The organism is Nitrobacter sp. (genome assembly GCF_051535215.1).
Classification (GTDB): domain Bacteria; phylum Pseudomonadota; class Alphaproteobacteria; order Rhizobiales; family Xanthobacteraceae; genus Nitrobacter.
Window position 1 is genome coordinate 255,219 of record NZ_JBPPLY010000003.1, and the last position, 12,926, is coordinate 268,144.

Annotated in this window: 19 protein-coding genes and 1 tRNA gene; 9 read left to right on the forward strand and 11 right to left on the reverse strand. The window is 60.2% G+C overall.

The annotated features are described in order from the left end of the window. Positions 1 to 40: 40 nt before the first annotated feature. Positions 41 to 808 (reverse strand): 5'/3'-nucleotidase SurE, encoded by a 768-nt coding sequence (surE, locus tag ACS3WB_RS05600; protein WP_438274575.1) that lies wholly within the window; start codon positions 806 to 808, stop codon positions 41 to 43. A 300-nt stretch (positions 809 to 1,108) separates the two neighbouring features. On the opposite strand from surE, the gene ACS3WB_RS05605 reads away from it, so the two are divergent. After that, positions 1,109 to 1,309 (forward strand): hypothetical protein, encoded by a 201-nt coding sequence (locus tag ACS3WB_RS05605; RefSeq protein WP_438274576.1) that lies wholly within the window; start codon positions 1,109 to 1,111, stop codon positions 1,307 to 1,309. Positions 1,310 to 1,357: 48 nt separating this feature from the next. Here ACS3WB_RS05605 and ACS3WB_RS05610 read toward each other — a convergent pair whose 3' ends face one another. From ACS3WB_RS05610 to ACS3WB_RS05635, 6 genes are all read right to left on the reverse strand, one after another. Beyond that, complete coding sequence (locus ACS3WB_RS05610) at positions 1,358 to 2,686, reverse strand: chloride channel protein (RefSeq protein ID WP_438274577.1); 1,329 nt, start codon at positions 2,684 to 2,686, stop codon at positions 1,358 to 1,360. Next, on the reverse strand, positions 2,686 to 4,143 hold the full coding sequence (gene serS, locus ACS3WB_RS05615) for a serine--tRNA ligase (protein ID WP_438274578.1): 1,458 nt from the start codon (positions 4,141 to 4,143) through the stop codon (positions 2,686 to 2,688). The genes ACS3WB_RS05610 and serS overlap by 1 nt, the downstream gene beginning before the upstream one ends. A 157-nt stretch (positions 4,144 to 4,300) precedes the next feature. After that, positions 4,301 to 5,110: a twin-arginine translocase subunit TatC gene (gene tatC / locus ACS3WB_RS05620; protein WP_438274579.1), complete on the reverse strand. Its 810-nt coding sequence runs from the start codon at positions 5,108 to 5,110 to the stop codon at positions 4,301 to 4,303. Further along, positions 5,107 to 5,628, reverse strand: coding sequence for a Sec-independent protein translocase protein TatB (gene tatB / locus ACS3WB_RS05625; RefSeq protein ID WP_438274580.1), 522 nt, complete (start codon positions 5,626 to 5,628; stop codon positions 5,107 to 5,109). Before tatB ends, tatC begins: the two co-directional genes overlap by 4 nt. Positions 5,629 to 5,722: 94 nt before the next feature. Continuing rightward, a complete protein-coding gene (locus tag ACS3WB_RS05630; protein ID WP_438274581.1) occupies positions 5,723 to 5,959 on the reverse strand; it encodes a twin-arginine translocase TatA/TatE family subunit in 237 nt (78 codons plus the stop codon). A 204-nt stretch (positions 5,960 to 6,163) separates the two neighbouring features. Beyond that, the gene (locus ACS3WB_RS05635) at positions 6,164 to 6,826 is read right to left on the reverse strand and encodes a protein-L-isoaspartate O-methyltransferase family protein (RefSeq protein ID WP_438274582.1); all 663 of its coding nucleotides are present in this window, start codon (positions 6,824 to 6,826) and stop codon (positions 6,164 to 6,166) included. A 255-nt stretch (positions 6,827 to 7,081) separates the two neighbouring features. On the opposite strand from ACS3WB_RS05635, the gene ACS3WB_RS05640 reads away from it, so the two are divergent. Both ACS3WB_RS05640 and ACS3WB_RS05645 read left to right on the forward strand, forming a co-directional pair. Beyond that, positions 7,082 to 7,156, forward strand: a tRNA-Asn gene (locus ACS3WB_RS05640). Positions 7,157 to 7,264: 108 nt separating this feature from the next. Then, positions 7,265 to 7,591, forward strand: a complete 327-nt coding sequence (locus ACS3WB_RS05645) for a hypothetical protein (RefSeq protein ID WP_438274583.1) — start codon at positions 7,265 to 7,267, stop codon at positions 7,589 to 7,591. Between the two features lie 317 nt (positions 7,592 to 7,908). Here ACS3WB_RS05645 and ACS3WB_RS05650 read toward each other — a convergent pair whose 3' ends face one another. Further along, positions 7,909 to 8,148, reverse strand: coding sequence for a hypothetical protein (locus ACS3WB_RS05650; protein WP_438274584.1), 240 nt, complete (start codon positions 8,146 to 8,148; stop codon positions 7,909 to 7,911). Positions 8,149 to 8,276: 128 nt separating this feature from the next. On the opposite strand from ACS3WB_RS05650, the gene ACS3WB_RS05655 reads away from it, so the two are divergent. Continuing rightward, positions 8,277 to 8,594, forward strand: a complete 318-nt coding sequence (locus ACS3WB_RS05655; RefSeq protein WP_438274585.1) for a hypothetical protein — start codon at positions 8,277 to 8,279, stop codon at positions 8,592 to 8,594. Positions 8,595 to 8,638: 44 nt separating this feature from the next. Here ACS3WB_RS05655 and ACS3WB_RS05660 read toward each other — a convergent pair whose 3' ends face one another. Both ACS3WB_RS05660 and ACS3WB_RS05665 read right to left on the reverse strand, forming a co-directional pair. Further along, entirely contained in the window at positions 8,639 to 8,830 is a 192-nt protein-coding gene (locus ACS3WB_RS05660; protein WP_438274586.1) for a hypothetical protein, read from the reverse strand. Positions 8,831 to 8,992: 162 nt separating this feature from the next. Then, complete coding sequence (locus ACS3WB_RS05665) at positions 8,993 to 9,493, reverse strand: ferritin-like domain-containing protein (protein WP_438274587.1); 501 nt, start codon at positions 9,491 to 9,493, stop codon at positions 8,993 to 8,995. Positions 9,494 to 9,702: 209 nt separating this feature from the next. Here ACS3WB_RS05665 and ACS3WB_RS05670 point away from each other — a divergent pair, with 209 nt between their 5' ends. Beyond that, the gene (locus ACS3WB_RS05670) at positions 9,703 to 9,909 is read left to right on the forward strand and encodes a hypothetical protein (protein WP_438274588.1); all 207 of its coding nucleotides are present in this window, start codon (positions 9,703 to 9,705) and stop codon (positions 9,907 to 9,909) included. 340 nt (positions 9,910 to 10,249) lie between these two features. On the opposite strand, the gene ACS3WB_RS05675 is transcribed toward ACS3WB_RS05670, so the two are convergent. Then, positions 10,250 to 10,432: a hypothetical protein gene (locus tag ACS3WB_RS05675; protein ID WP_438274589.1), complete on the reverse strand. Its 183-nt coding sequence runs from the start codon at positions 10,430 to 10,432 to the stop codon at positions 10,250 to 10,252. Between the two features lie 139 nt (positions 10,433 to 10,571). Between ACS3WB_RS05675 and ACS3WB_RS05680 the strand changes: the two genes are divergently transcribed. The 4 genes from ACS3WB_RS05680 (at position 10,572) to ACS3WB_RS05695 (ending at position 12,920) form a co-directional block, all read left to right on the forward strand. Further along, the gene (locus tag ACS3WB_RS05680) at positions 10,572 to 11,015 is read left to right on the forward strand and encodes a hypothetical protein (protein ID WP_438274590.1); all 444 of its coding nucleotides are present in this window, start codon (positions 10,572 to 10,574) and stop codon (positions 11,013 to 11,015) included. Between the two features lie 249 nt (positions 11,016 to 11,264). Further along, positions 11,265 to 12,152 carry an outer membrane protein gene (locus tag ACS3WB_RS05685; RefSeq protein WP_438274591.1) on the forward strand — a complete coding sequence of 296 codons (888 nt, stop codon included), beginning with the start codon at positions 11,265 to 11,267 and terminating at the stop codon, positions 12,150 to 12,152. A 188-nt stretch (positions 12,153 to 12,340) separates the two neighbouring features. Beyond that, on the forward strand, positions 12,341 to 12,538 hold the full coding sequence (locus ACS3WB_RS05690) for a hypothetical protein (RefSeq protein ID WP_438274592.1): 198 nt from the start codon (positions 12,341 to 12,343) through the stop codon (positions 12,536 to 12,538). A 163-nt stretch (positions 12,539 to 12,701) separates the two neighbouring features. After that, the gene (locus ACS3WB_RS05695) at positions 12,702 to 12,920 is read left to right on the forward strand and encodes a hypothetical protein (RefSeq protein WP_438274593.1); all 219 of its coding nucleotides are present in this window, start codon (positions 12,702 to 12,704) and stop codon (positions 12,918 to 12,920) included. Positions 12,921 to 12,926: the final 6 nt, after the last annotated feature.

Genomic DNA, 12,926 nt, shown 5'->3' on the forward strand with positions numbered 1-12,926 from the left:
TCAACAGGCATTTTCTTCTCTGCGAAAAGAACCGCGCATCCTACTTCAAGGCCGTCGTCAGAACTTCGAGAAAAGCATCATCAGTGCGATCCAGCCGCAGCGGCGTTACTGAGACGCACCGCGACGCGATTGCCGCAAGATCGGTGCCCGCCGCCGGAGTGTCCATGGCGTCCGCCTTCTCGAATCCAATCCAGAAATACGGATTGCCGCGACCGTCGCGGCGTTCAACGATCTTGAGGAAGCCGAGATTGCGCTTGCCCATCCGCGTCACCAGCACGCCCTCGACCTGCTCCGGCGTGCAGGCCGGGAAGTTGACATTGACCACCGTGTTTCTGGGAATGCCGGCGTCGATCACCTTGCGCAGAATCTGCGGCCCGAACGTGAGCGCGGTTTCCCACACCGGCCTGTCGCCGGTCTCCATGCTGAATTCCTGCGACAGTGCGAACGACGGCAGGCCGAGCATCGTGCCCTCGAGCGCGCCCGCGATGGTGCCGGAATAAACCACGTCCTCGGCGACGTTGCGGCCTCGATTGACCCCGGACAGCACGAGATCAGGCCCCTTTTTGCCGAGAATGTGCCGCGATCCCATGATTACGCAATCGGTCGGCGTGCCCTTCACCGCGAAATGGCGTGGTCCGATTTCGCGCAGCCGCAGCGGATCGTTGAGCGAAAGCGAATGCGACACGCCCGATTGATCGTGCTCGGGTGCGACCACCCAGACATCGTCGGACAACTCCCTCGCGATTTGCTCGATGGTCGTGAGGCCCGGCGCGTTTATGCCGTCGTCGTTGGTACAGAGAATTCGCATTCGTGAGGTGCCTTTTTCGGCCGCTGCTAGAGCGTTTTCGAGCGAAGTGGGTACCGGTTCGTGTGAAGAAAACGCGTCAAATTAAAAATGGAGTTCCGCTTCTGATTCCATCAGAAGCGGAAAGGCTCTAGCCGTCCGGCCACCTCTTATCCGGCCAGGCCGGGCCTGGCAAACCCGACGATCCCACTTGCACGGAGGATTTTTTCGTTTGGGTGATGCATCTCACATCGCCCGCTGGACTGCGCGTCTATGCCCGATGTCGCGACCGGAAATACCCGGTTTTTATGACAGGAGCCACACATGCATAGCGACATACGAGAGCTGACCGCAGGCGAACTCAACGACGTGGGCGGCGGCGAGATCACCATCGTCGCCGACAAGGATTATTTCGGGATCGAGGTGTCCTTCGGCAAATACGGCGTCGCAGTCTGGGTCACCGGCGGCTCGGTCTGTGGTCAGATCAAAACGCCGTCTCATATCGGCGGAACGTGCATTCCCTGAAAATCTCCGAGGGCGGCGTCACACGCGCCGCCCCGGACCAGTCTGCCCTCACTGCGCGTTTCCGGTCGCACAAGCGTTGTCCGCGCGGGCGCGTTGCAAGAATCCCTTGGCCAGCGCGTGATAGACGCCCTCCTTGCAGACCAGCCGCGAGCTGCCATAGGCAATCAGCGCCGCCGCCATCAGCGGCACCACCATGGCGTGATTATCGGTCATTTCCGTCACGATCACGAAGGCGGTGATCGGAGCCTGCACCACGCCCGCAAAATACGACACCATGCCGAGCAGCAGGATCGCGCCCATCGGCGTGCCCGGAAAAAAATGGGCCACGTTGGATCCGAGGCCCGCGCCGGCCGCGAGCGAGGGCGAAAAGATTCCGCCGGGAATGCCGCTTACGGTCGAGAGCAGCGTTGCAAGCAGTTTCAGCAACCCGAAGCTCTCGGGCAGCGGCGCCCCGCTCTCCAGCGCGTGCTTTACCTGCGCGTAGCCAGTGCCGTAGATCGTGTCGCCGGACAGGTATCCGCACACGGCGACGCCGAGCCCGCAAGCGAACGCGAACGGAAGCGGATGGCGCTTGATGAGCGAGCCGAGCCGTCCCGGAAGCCCGAACGCCAGCACGATCACAAGACGGCTGAACAATCCGCCCGCAAGGCCGCCGACGACGCCGCAGATCGGTACCGTCAGCCAGTCGACGCCGTTACCGAGCGTGGTCGCGGTGTGGCCGAAGTAGGCGTAATTCCCGACCAGCGCCAGCGAGGTCAGCCCGGCCGCGATCACGGTGCCGATGATCAGGCCGCTGGTGCGCACCTCGAAGGCGCGGCTCATTTCCTCGATGCCGAAGACGATCCCCGCAAGCGGCGTGTTGAAGGCCGCGGCGACGCCAGCAGCCGCTCCCGCAAGGATCAGGCCGGGCTGGCGGCGCGGCGACATCCGCCCGATTGCGAACATGATGGATGCGCCGACCTGCACGGTCGGACCCTCGCGCCCCACCGATGCGCCGCAGAGCAGCCCCAGCACGGTGAGAAGGATTTTCCCGACCCCGATGCGAAACGAGACCAGCCGGCCGCGCGCCTCGTGGTCGCCGAGTTCACGCGCGGCGATGGCTTGCGGAATGCCGCTGCCTTGCGAGTTCGGAAAGAACCGCAAGGTGAGAAACACCGACAGCACAAATCCGAGCGGGGTAACGACGAAGGACGCATAGCGCCATTTCTCGAGCAGATGCGCGAACAGGAACTGGGCCAGATCGGAGGCCTGCGTCAACCCCACCGCGGCCGCGCCGACGGCAAGACCGCCCGCGACGAAAATGACCCGCCGCTGCCACCGGGTCGAGATGACCCGGACCAATCGCAATTGCCGTTCGGTGAGATGCGGCCTCTGCATTATCCCCCGCGATCGATCACCTTGAGGCCACCCATGTAGGGCTGCAACACGTCAGGCACGGCGATGGAGCCGTCGGCCTGCTGATAGGTCTCCATCACCGCGATCAGCGCGCGACCGACCGCGGTGCCGGAGCCGTTGAGCGTATGGACGAAGCGCGGCTTGCCGTCGCTCGCGCGATAGCGCGCGTCCATGCGCCGCGCCTGGAAATCGCCGCACACCGAGCAGGACGAAATCTCGCGGTAAGCGCCGCCCTCACCCTGGCTTGAAATTTGTCCTGGCATCCAGACCTCGATGTCATAGGTCTTCTGCGAGGCGAAGCCCATGTCGCCGGTGCACAGCGTCATTACGCGATAATGCAGGTCGAGCCGGCGCAAGACCTCCTCGGCGCAAGACAACATGCGCTCGTGCTCGTCTTTTGATGCTTCCGGCGTCGTGATCGACACCAGTTCGACCTTGCTGAACTGATGCTGACGGATCATGCCGCGGGTATCGCGCCCCGCCGCGCCCGCCTCCGCGCGAAAGCACGGCGTCAGCGCAGTGAAGCGCAGCGGCAGTTCTTTTTCGTCGAGAATGGATTCGCGGACGAGGTTTGTGAGCGGGACTTCGGCGGTGGGGATGAGCCAGAGACGGTTTTCGTACTCAAGCTTCTTCCTCGCATCCGCGCATGCTCTCTCGATTAGCTCTGACACATCATAGCCAGCATCCCGATGCTTCAAATCGTACGCCGAGCAAATTTCTTGAACTTCCGCCGCAAACCGTTTCTGAGCTTCTATCTCATCAGACTTTCGTAACGTCGCGAATTGATCGTCCTCAAACTTCGGCAGTTGCGCCGTGCCGAACATCGCATCGCCGCGCACCAGGAGCGGCGGATTGACTTCGGTATAGCCGTGCTCGTCGGTATGGACGTCGAGGAAGAATTGACCGATGGCGCGTTCGAGCCGCGCCAATCCGCGCTTCAATACGACGAAGCGCGCGCCCGACAGTTTCGCCGCCGCCTCGAAATCCATGTCGCCAAGCGCGCCGCCGAGATCGTCGTGCGGTTTGGGCGTGAATGCATAGTCACGCTTTTTTCCGAAGATGTGATGCTGCACGTTGCCATGCTCGTCGGCGCCCTCGGGCACTTCGTCGAGCGGTAGGTTTGGAATCTCGGCCAGCGCCTTTTTCAGCTCCTCGTCCGCCGTCTTCGCCGCCGCTTCCATCTCGGGCATGTTGGTCTTGAGTTCGGCAACCTCCGCCATCAGCTTCGCGGCGCGCGCATCGTCCTTGGCCTTCTTGGCCTCGCCGATCTCCTTCGATGCCGCGTTGCGCCGCGCCTGCGCCTGCTCGGACGCGAGAATGGCCGCGCGGCGCTTCTCGTCGATCGCAAGCAGCGACGATGACAGCCCCTCCAGCCCCCGCCGTTTCAGCGCGGCATCGAATGCTTGCGGGTTGTCGCGGATCGCCTTGATGTCGTGCATGGGAGTCAGTCCAAAAGAGAAGAAGCGGCGAGAGCAGTGGCATCCTGTCCGCGAAAGCGGGCATCCAGTAACCCGAATGGCCGGAATTGGAAACCGTTGGCGAACGATGACGACGGGAATCGGGGAGATGATAGCAGATGAGTCCGGCCGGACGGCCCTACTCCGCCGGGTTTCCAGCCGGGGGCGAGGTGGCCGTCGCGCCGGCCGCTTTGGCGGCCTTCTTCTCGACCATGCCGACGGCGATGATCGAGCCCTCGTAGAGCAGGAGCAGCGGCAGCGCCAGCGAGGTCTGGCTCAGGACGTCGGGCGGGGTCAGCACCGCCGCGATGACGAAAGCCGCGACGATGAAATAGCGGCGCTTGTCGCGCAGCATCTTCGAGGTGACGACACCGATCCGCCCGAGCAGCGTGAGAATCACCGGCAGTTGGAAGGCGATACCGAAGGCGAAGATCAGCGACATCGTCAGCGACAGGAATTCGCCGACCTTGGGCAGCAACTGGATCTGCGCGGTTTCGGGACCGGACATCTGCTGCATGCCGAGCGAGAAGCGCACGATCATCGGTAGCACCACGAAATACACCACCAGCGCGCCGAGCACGAAGAAAACCGGGGTGGCGATCAGATACGGCAGAAACGCGTTGCGCTCGTGCTTGTAGAGACCGGGCGCCACGAACTTGTAGATCTGCGTCGCCACGATCGGGAACGAGATGAAGCCCGCGCCGAACAGCGCGAGCTTCAGTTGGGTGATGAAGTATTCGAGCAGCGCGGTGTAGATGAACTTCGAGTTCTCCGGTCCGGCGACCCAGACGAACGGCCAGACCAGCACGTTGTAGATCTGCTTGGCGAAGAAGAAGCAGAAGATGAATGCGACACCGAAACCGAACAGCGCCTTGATCAGCCGCGAGCGCAGCTCGATCAGGTGATCCATCAGCGGGGCCTTGCTGGCCTCGATGTCTTCGGCGCTCATGACGCTTTGACGTCCTTGACCGCTTCGTCCTTACCGGCCTCAGGCGGCGTCTCATGCAGGACCGGCTCTGGCCTGGCAGGGACGCTCTGAAAATTGCGCGTGATCGCCAACGGTTCGGATGGAGGCGCCACGGCGTCGGCTTTCGCGGAAGGCTCGGGGATCCCGGCCTCCGGCACAGCCGCTCCGCTTGCGGAAGCGCCGTCGACGGATGCGGCAGGCTTATCAAAATCCTCGAGCTTCGGCGGCTCGCCGAGCGATTCGGTCAGCTTGGTCATCAGCTTGCCGCTGGTCAGTCCGCTGGTCGCGTCGCGCACCTCGTCGAAGGATTTTTTCAGGTCAGCCATTTCGGCTTCGCGCATCGCCTCGTTGAACTGTCCCTGGAATTCGGCGGCCATCCTGCGCGCCTTGCCCATCCACTGTCCGATCGTACGCAGCACGCCGGGCAGTTCCTTCGGGCCGATGGCGATCAGGGCGACGACCGCGATGACGACCAGTTCACTCCACCCGATGTCGAACATGAGATTTTCCGCTCACGCGAGGCCTTGCGCCGGATCGGCGCGTTCGTAGTCCGGATTCGCGACCCGCGGCCGTATCGTCAGGCTTGCCGTATCGTCAGACCGTCTTGCTGCCGACGTCGGACCGGTTCGTGCCAGACGGCTGCGCGTTGTGGTCGATCGTCTTCACGGGCTCGGGCTTTTCCGCGGCGGTCTCATCGTCCTTCATCCCTTTCTTGAAGGCCTTGATACCCTGCGCGACGTCGCCCATCAGGTCTGAAATCTTCCCGCGGCCGAACAGCAGCAGGACGATCGCGATCACCACGATCCAGTGCCAGATGCTCAGTGAACCCATCCTGCAATCCTCCAAAGATCGGCGGCCGGAGTCCGGCCGAAACTGTACGGAAGGTAGGCTCAGGGGTCGGCGAAAACAAGGATTTAGGCCCCGGCAGATCTAAAAGGAGCCCGGTAACCTTATGACTTTAGTCGGCCATGAACACGGCGGAACAAGGCAGCGGATTCGAACAGCCGCGCTGCCCTGCGGCTCCGAACCATTCCGTTAGAAAACGAAGGCCGCAGGACGTTCAAGACCCGGCAGCACCGGAACCGAGGCATCGAACAGAGGGCGGTCGCCGAAATCGGAGTGCGAATGCGTAATGAGCATCGCCCGCGGCGTGCTCATGGCGAATACCCCGACCAGGCGCCCCTCGTCGCCGAGTTGCCGGTAGAGCGACTCCGGCACCACCTCGGTCGCGCCCTCCAAAATGATCGCGTCATAAGGTGCGTTGGCCGGCGCGCCTTCGGGCGCTGTGGCGTCCACCACGCTCACCTCTCCGAGACCGAGCGTCGCAAGAATGCCGGCCGCTTTCGCCGCCAGGGCCTTGTCGCCTTCGGTCGCGGTCACGCGGCGTGCGAGCTTCGCAACCAGCGCAGCGGTGTAGCCGGTTGCGCAGCCGACCACGAGAACGTTGTCGGTGCTCTTGATGTCGGCGGCCTGGACCATCTTTGCCACCACCATGGGCTTGATCAGAAACCGCTTCGGCGCGCCCTTTTCGCTGACGTCCAGATCGAGATCCAGATAAGCCAGCGCGCGCCGATCCTCCGGCACGAAGACCTCGCGCGGCAACGCCAGCATCGCGTCGATGATCCTGTGATCGGTGACATCGCTGGGGCGCACCTGACCATCAACCATATTCCTGCGAGCGGTCGAAAAATCAGACATCGGCGATCCTTTGACCCCAGCAAAAGTTCCCCCGAGGACTAAGGCACCCCCACGGTCGATGCAAGCATTTGGTGGAATGGCCATTGCCTGCCGTTGCATTTTGTCGCAGCGTTTTCCGTCGGTTGCAGATCGTCCGGCGGACGGAATCAGCCGGCCGTTCTTCCTTGCGGAACGGCCACGGATTGCCCATTTCCCGCTTTGCAAGCGTGGGAGGCTTTGTTATAGGCTGCCTGCCTGCGATGACGTTTCGCATGTTCCCTGGTAGCTCAGCGGTAGAGCATTCGACTGTTAATCGAATGGTCGCTGGTTCGAATCCAGCCCGGGGAGCCATTTAAATCAAGTAGTTAGGTTGGTTTTGACAAGGCGCCCGCTGAGGCGCTTTTTCTTTCTTCGGGATCATGACCACAAGCGATAAAGCCTTTATCCCCGGCCGAAGTCTTGCGCCTGAAGATGAAGATCGTCGAAACTTTCGACAATGAGCGATGGCAAGAACTCGGACTTCTCACCAATTGCGCTGACATCATAACCCGGCACGATCGCTTGCTTCGTAGTTTGGCCTGGGGTGACTCTGATTATTCGGGAAACGTGCTCGCGGTTATCACGTCAATCATCGGCCGCAATCCCTCGAATGCTGAGATTGTTCGCGCCTACGTCGACCATGGTCTTGAAGACCAGCTGGATATCTCAATGCCGGTAAAAGGGCAGATACTGCAACGGGACGCGATGAACTTCGGCCGAAATAGAAACCCCGCCGAGCGGGATTAATTGATCGTCTCAGGATCGTTGTCGCTCACTCTTTGAAGAACGTTTTACTTGGCCATAAACGTTCTTTGCCTTCAGGAACAACTCCCAATCGCGAGCATTATCTATGAGGACGGGCCTCCCCCACCGGTTCCTCCGTCCCCCCAAACCCGCCGGTGATCCCCTTCGCCGGCGGGTTTTCGATGTGGGTTAGCACCCCCCATCACCAGGACCTTCCCAACCGGCAGCGACGGTCCCCTGTTCCCAGTGCCCCGACTGCGACGGAACTGATCCGCTCATCACTCGGGTCCAGCGTCGTGACCGCAGGGTGGGATGTAAATTTAATCCGCGCTGCGCAACCGTTTCATCGTGAATTCGATCTCGCCGCCCGGCAACTCGCGCCAGGATTCGACGGCGGACATGTACGCGGCGGCCGGCCAGCGATCGAGGAACGCCCTCGCGGTCCGGCGGGCCTGGTCTCGTGGCTGGGTGAAGGTCTCGCGCGCAAAACCATCGTCAGCGCGGGCCTGCCGGCGCCGGGCGGCCATCCGATCAGCGAGATCTTTCGGGGTGCGGGGCATCTCGCTACTCCACATGCGGCGCCAGAGATGTAATGGTCAGCCGAGCAAATCGGGAGTCGCGATCAGTTCAGGGAGCTTGGGGCGGACGGAGACCTGGGATTCGGCCCATGCAGTCCTAGATCGAGGCGATGAATCTTCTGTTTCGACCCACGGTTATCGCCGGCGACAAGCTGCCAAACGACTATTGCGTGATCCACGAGGGTCGCAGCGTAGGCAGGATCCACAAGACGTTCGGATTGGACGGGTCAACGGCATGGAGCTGGCACGTCAACCCGCCGCTTCCAATCCCGCCCTGGTGCAGCGGATCGGCCGACAGCCTTGAAATAGCCAAGGCCGAGTTCAGGACCGCGTGGGAGCAGTTCTACTCAAGCTTGACCCCGGAGAACATCAGGCGTTGGCATCTTATCGAGGATATGGGCAGGTCGAACGATTGGTGGCTGGAATGAACTGGGCGCGCTTGGAGGTGCTTTCCGGTGCAGAAGGGTAAGGCCTAACCACGGAGCTTCTGCATCACTGTGTCGACGTTCTCGTCGATCGTGTATGTCGGATTTTGGGGATCAGCCGTGTGAATCCACGTTTGCGTTCGGTCTGCAGAAGTAGGCGTAACCGCGATGATGTGAGGCACGCTGACGAAGATTTCGTGGCTGGTGGAGGCGTCGGTGAATTGGACAAATTTGTTCATCGGGATGCCCTGGCTTTGTAATCAGTTGGCCCTTGTAATCAGTTGGTCCTGCAAATTCGCAGTGGATATGGGTGACCCTCACGCGCGAGAGAGCTGAATATCCTGGATCGACAAACCGAACGTTGTGCGGCCGCTATGGCGAGCTTTTTTTTGAACTTGAAATCATTCCTCTTCGGCCTCGGCGTTTACGACCGCCTTGGCGATATCCGACAGTGTCCTGTCAGTAGCCTTTTCCTCAGCAAGGGTAGCTTCCAACAGGTCGACTGCTTCGCTGTACCCCAGTTCCTGCGCCCAAGTCGAAAGCGTCCCATAGCGCGAGATTTCATAGTGCTCCACGGCCTGGGCGGCCGCGAGAAGCCCGGCATCGAGCGCCGGCATTCCCTTGAAGTCCTTCATTATCTCGGAGCCTTCTTCGGCGATGCCGTTGATGGCCGCACATGTTTTGCCTCGGGCAGGCTTTCCGATCATCTTGAAAACGCGGTCAAGCCGCTTCACTTGTCCCCGAGTTTCCTGCTCGTGCTTGTTGAAGGCAGACCGCAACTCCTTCGACTGTGCGGCCTTCGCCATCTTTGGCAGCGTCTTGAGAATTTTGTTTTCGGCGAAGTAAATGTCCTTCAGCGTTTCGTGGAAAAGATCTTCAAGCTTCTTGGGTTTCTTGGCCACACGTCGCTCCCTCGCTAAAGCGCACTAACTTGTGTGACGGAACATCGTTCCTAAGAGGAACGGCTTCACTGATCGTAAACGCCTGTCAGGACCATCGGGCTCAGACCGAGACCACCGGTCAATCATGGTGATCTTCGGCTCCTGACTCTGCGGGAACGAACTTGCTCGGTAAAGTTTATAGGCCGGGGCTTTAGCGGAGAAAAAGAGCAATGGCCGATACCAAACACCCTTCAAGCGAACACCATCTCAACGCTGCAGCTCATCATGAGGCAGCAGCCCATCATCATCGTCAAGCTGCTCATCATCACGAAAGCGGCCGCCACGATCGAGGAAAGGAACATTCGTCAGTAGCCCAGGAACACAGCGGTAAAGCGCATGGGCACAGCAGCACCGCACATTCGCATTCGAACAAATAGCAAGTTTCGGCGACCGGACTCTCTAACTCCGCCGTAACGGCTCAAGTTGTGGTCCGTCCAAACCCGCTGCCGAGAGTGGCTCTCTGGGCCGCGGGTTCGTTCCCCCGAATAAACCGGAGCTCTGGCGGCGCCACGCGGCCATCCGCTCCGCTTTCGCTCAGATCAAGATTGCCAGGAGCGGCACGCGATCCAACGCCTCAAGCCAAACCGAGTTGCGATCGCTCCATGCATCACACAGGCATGAAGAAGCCGCTTTCATGATCGGCGACGTTAACGCTTCCGCACCATAGAACGGGATCGCATCTGTTGGCCTCGTTGTTCTCGAGGCCGGAATGGTAGATCAACTGGAAGACGGCATCCTCTTGCCCGCCGCGAGGGATGTGACCGCCCGGGCGCCGACCTGAATTCCCACCCCGTTACCGCCGATGCCGATCCGGGCTGCCAAAACGTGGCCAAGCCACGGCCAATGCATCGGTTTCTGCGAACCGCCGTCGTCGAACTCGTCAAAAAGTGAGGTTTCCACCCTCTCCCACTTTGGGATAACCCTGTGCATATCCTGTGGAAAACTGCCCAAATTATGACTAATTTTGCGAAGTAAGCTGTTGCAATTAGAAGTATTATTTTTTCGTTTTGTGTGTGGCGTTCAGTTGCGTGGGGTCCAAATGAAACGATTTCATTTGTTTATTCTAGCGGCTTCCATGGCCGGAGTTTCGTCGCTTGCGTTTTTCGTGTCGACGAATCCTGCACAGGCGATCCAATGCAGCCCCGAATGGCCGTCGCACGCGCGATCGCATTGGTCCTATCGGCTTATAGATGGCCGAAAGTGCTGGTATGCAGGCAAGCCGATGTTGTCGCGATCGATGTTGCACTGGTCATCGACTCAAACGACACAAGCGTCCAATCATATGTCCGAGGCTCGTCGTCTTAAGATTCTGACCGACGAGAATGCCAAGCTGAAAAAACGGCTGGCCGATCTGGATGTCTACCGTAAACTAAACGGCCTTCCAGCGAATTACAGCCTCTTGGATGCGCAGGCCTCGATGACTCAGGACGATTCTTTCGAAGCGCGCTGGCGCGCGCGTTTCCTGGAAGCAATTGAAAAATAGCAATCCGTGAACTGAAGACGATAACCCGAAGAGTGCGTAGCCGAACTCGACGGCTCGCGTTTTTCGCCAGCACCCTTTTCGCTTCTGATGGAAGCGGAGGTCTCGGATTCTCGAGTTTTGTTATTTGTTGGCAGCCCACCCCTGGGGAGCCAATTAGGCGACTGCCTTTCGCCCCCTTTTTAATCCTGATCCGCTCCCAAGCGAACGTTGCGAAATCGGCACACCTCCGACAATTTCAGGTCGGCAATTTTGGCGGCTCTTGGATCGACATCGAATCACGTGCTTACTGGGAAATTCCATGGGCTGGGAAATCCGATGAAAAAGCTATTGATCGCGTCCATTGCACTGATCGCCGTTGGAGGTATTGCAAACGCGGCAGATCTAGCGCCGCGCACGTACACCAAGGCTCCTCCCATGGTTGCCGAGACCTACAACTGGTCGGGCTTCTATCTTGGCGGAAACGTCGGCGGCCAGTGGGGCGATGCCGATCCAAGAACCTCGACCGTTTACTCGCTGACCGGCTACTTCGACGTCACCAGCGTCCCGCCTATTGCGGCTGCGGGCGCGCAAAAATTCCATGACTCCAACGTCACCGGCGGCTTTACGGCCGGCTATAACTGGCAGGCCAACAACCAAATCCTGTTCGGCGTCGAAGGCGATATCAACTGGTTCGGCTTCCGTGGCGGCGCAACCAGTGGCGCAGTTTACCCATGCTGCGGTCCGACCGCATTTACGATTAACTCGTCCGTATCCGCTGACTGGCTGGCCACCATCCGCGCCCGTCTTGGCCTGATCGCGACTCCGAATCTCTTGCTCTATGCCACAGGCGGAGCGGCGATTGCCGACGTGAAGGCGAACTGGGCTTTCACTGACACCTTCGCAACCGCCGCCGAATCAGCATCGCTCAGCGATACGCGTGTTGGCTGGACCGTCGGAGCGGGGGGCGAATACCGGGTTGGAGGCGGTTGGTCCCTCAAAGCCGAGTATCTCTATGTCGATCTTGGCAGTGTCTCGGCGAGCAGCACCAATCTGACCGCTTACACACCGGCCTTGGCTTTTCCATCCAACGTGTTCAGCCACTCGGTTAGCCTCAAATCGAACATCGCTCGGATTGGCGTGAACTATCACTTCAACTGATTTCCAGGATAAATCTCCGGTTGGCCAGCCTTCGGGCTGGCCTCTTTAGTTTAAGGATGAATCGCCCCCTCGAAACCGTATGCGGGCGCATTTATTCGCCGAACCGAAATTCCTGCCGCCGCTGACGAACGGCATTTCCCGTTGTCCGATTACGGGTTAGTCTTCCGTTATTGCGGAGGAGTGTTCAGATGCGCATTCTTTTAATTGCAACTCTCGCGGCGACGCTTTTTTTCCCCACCATCGCCAGCGCCGCCAAGGTCAACTGCTCCTATGACGCCTGCCTCAAGGAGTGCAAGCACCGCGGAGCCAGCAATAATGGCTGCTCCAACTGGTGCAGCAACGCCATGACCGAACGGCAAAACGCCGGTCAGTGCCCCCGGAAATAAAATCGGTCTTTCTTCGGGACAGGCTGCGGTCGCCTCACCAGGCGTCATCCAGACGGATGCCGCCGCGCGACCGGATTGGCCGACCGTTCGACTTTGCGTCCCCGCTTTAATCAACGCGCAACGTTTTTGCCGAAGGCTCTTCCCGAGAGGAGGATCATGGACGGTGAACAATACGCGCAATCCCAAACAGTTTTCCGCGATGCGAAAGTCCTCGCTCGGACAAGGGACGTCGCGCCTCGCGCACTGGCCGCCGCCGTTCCGCAGCACCGTCGCGAAGCCGAAAATCGTCCGGCATAAACCCGACGAGAAGCCGCAACGGGCGAAGCCGCGTGGCTGGCGCCTGACGCGGGCAATGTTCTCGGAATTCGAGGAAGACGGGTAGGTCGCC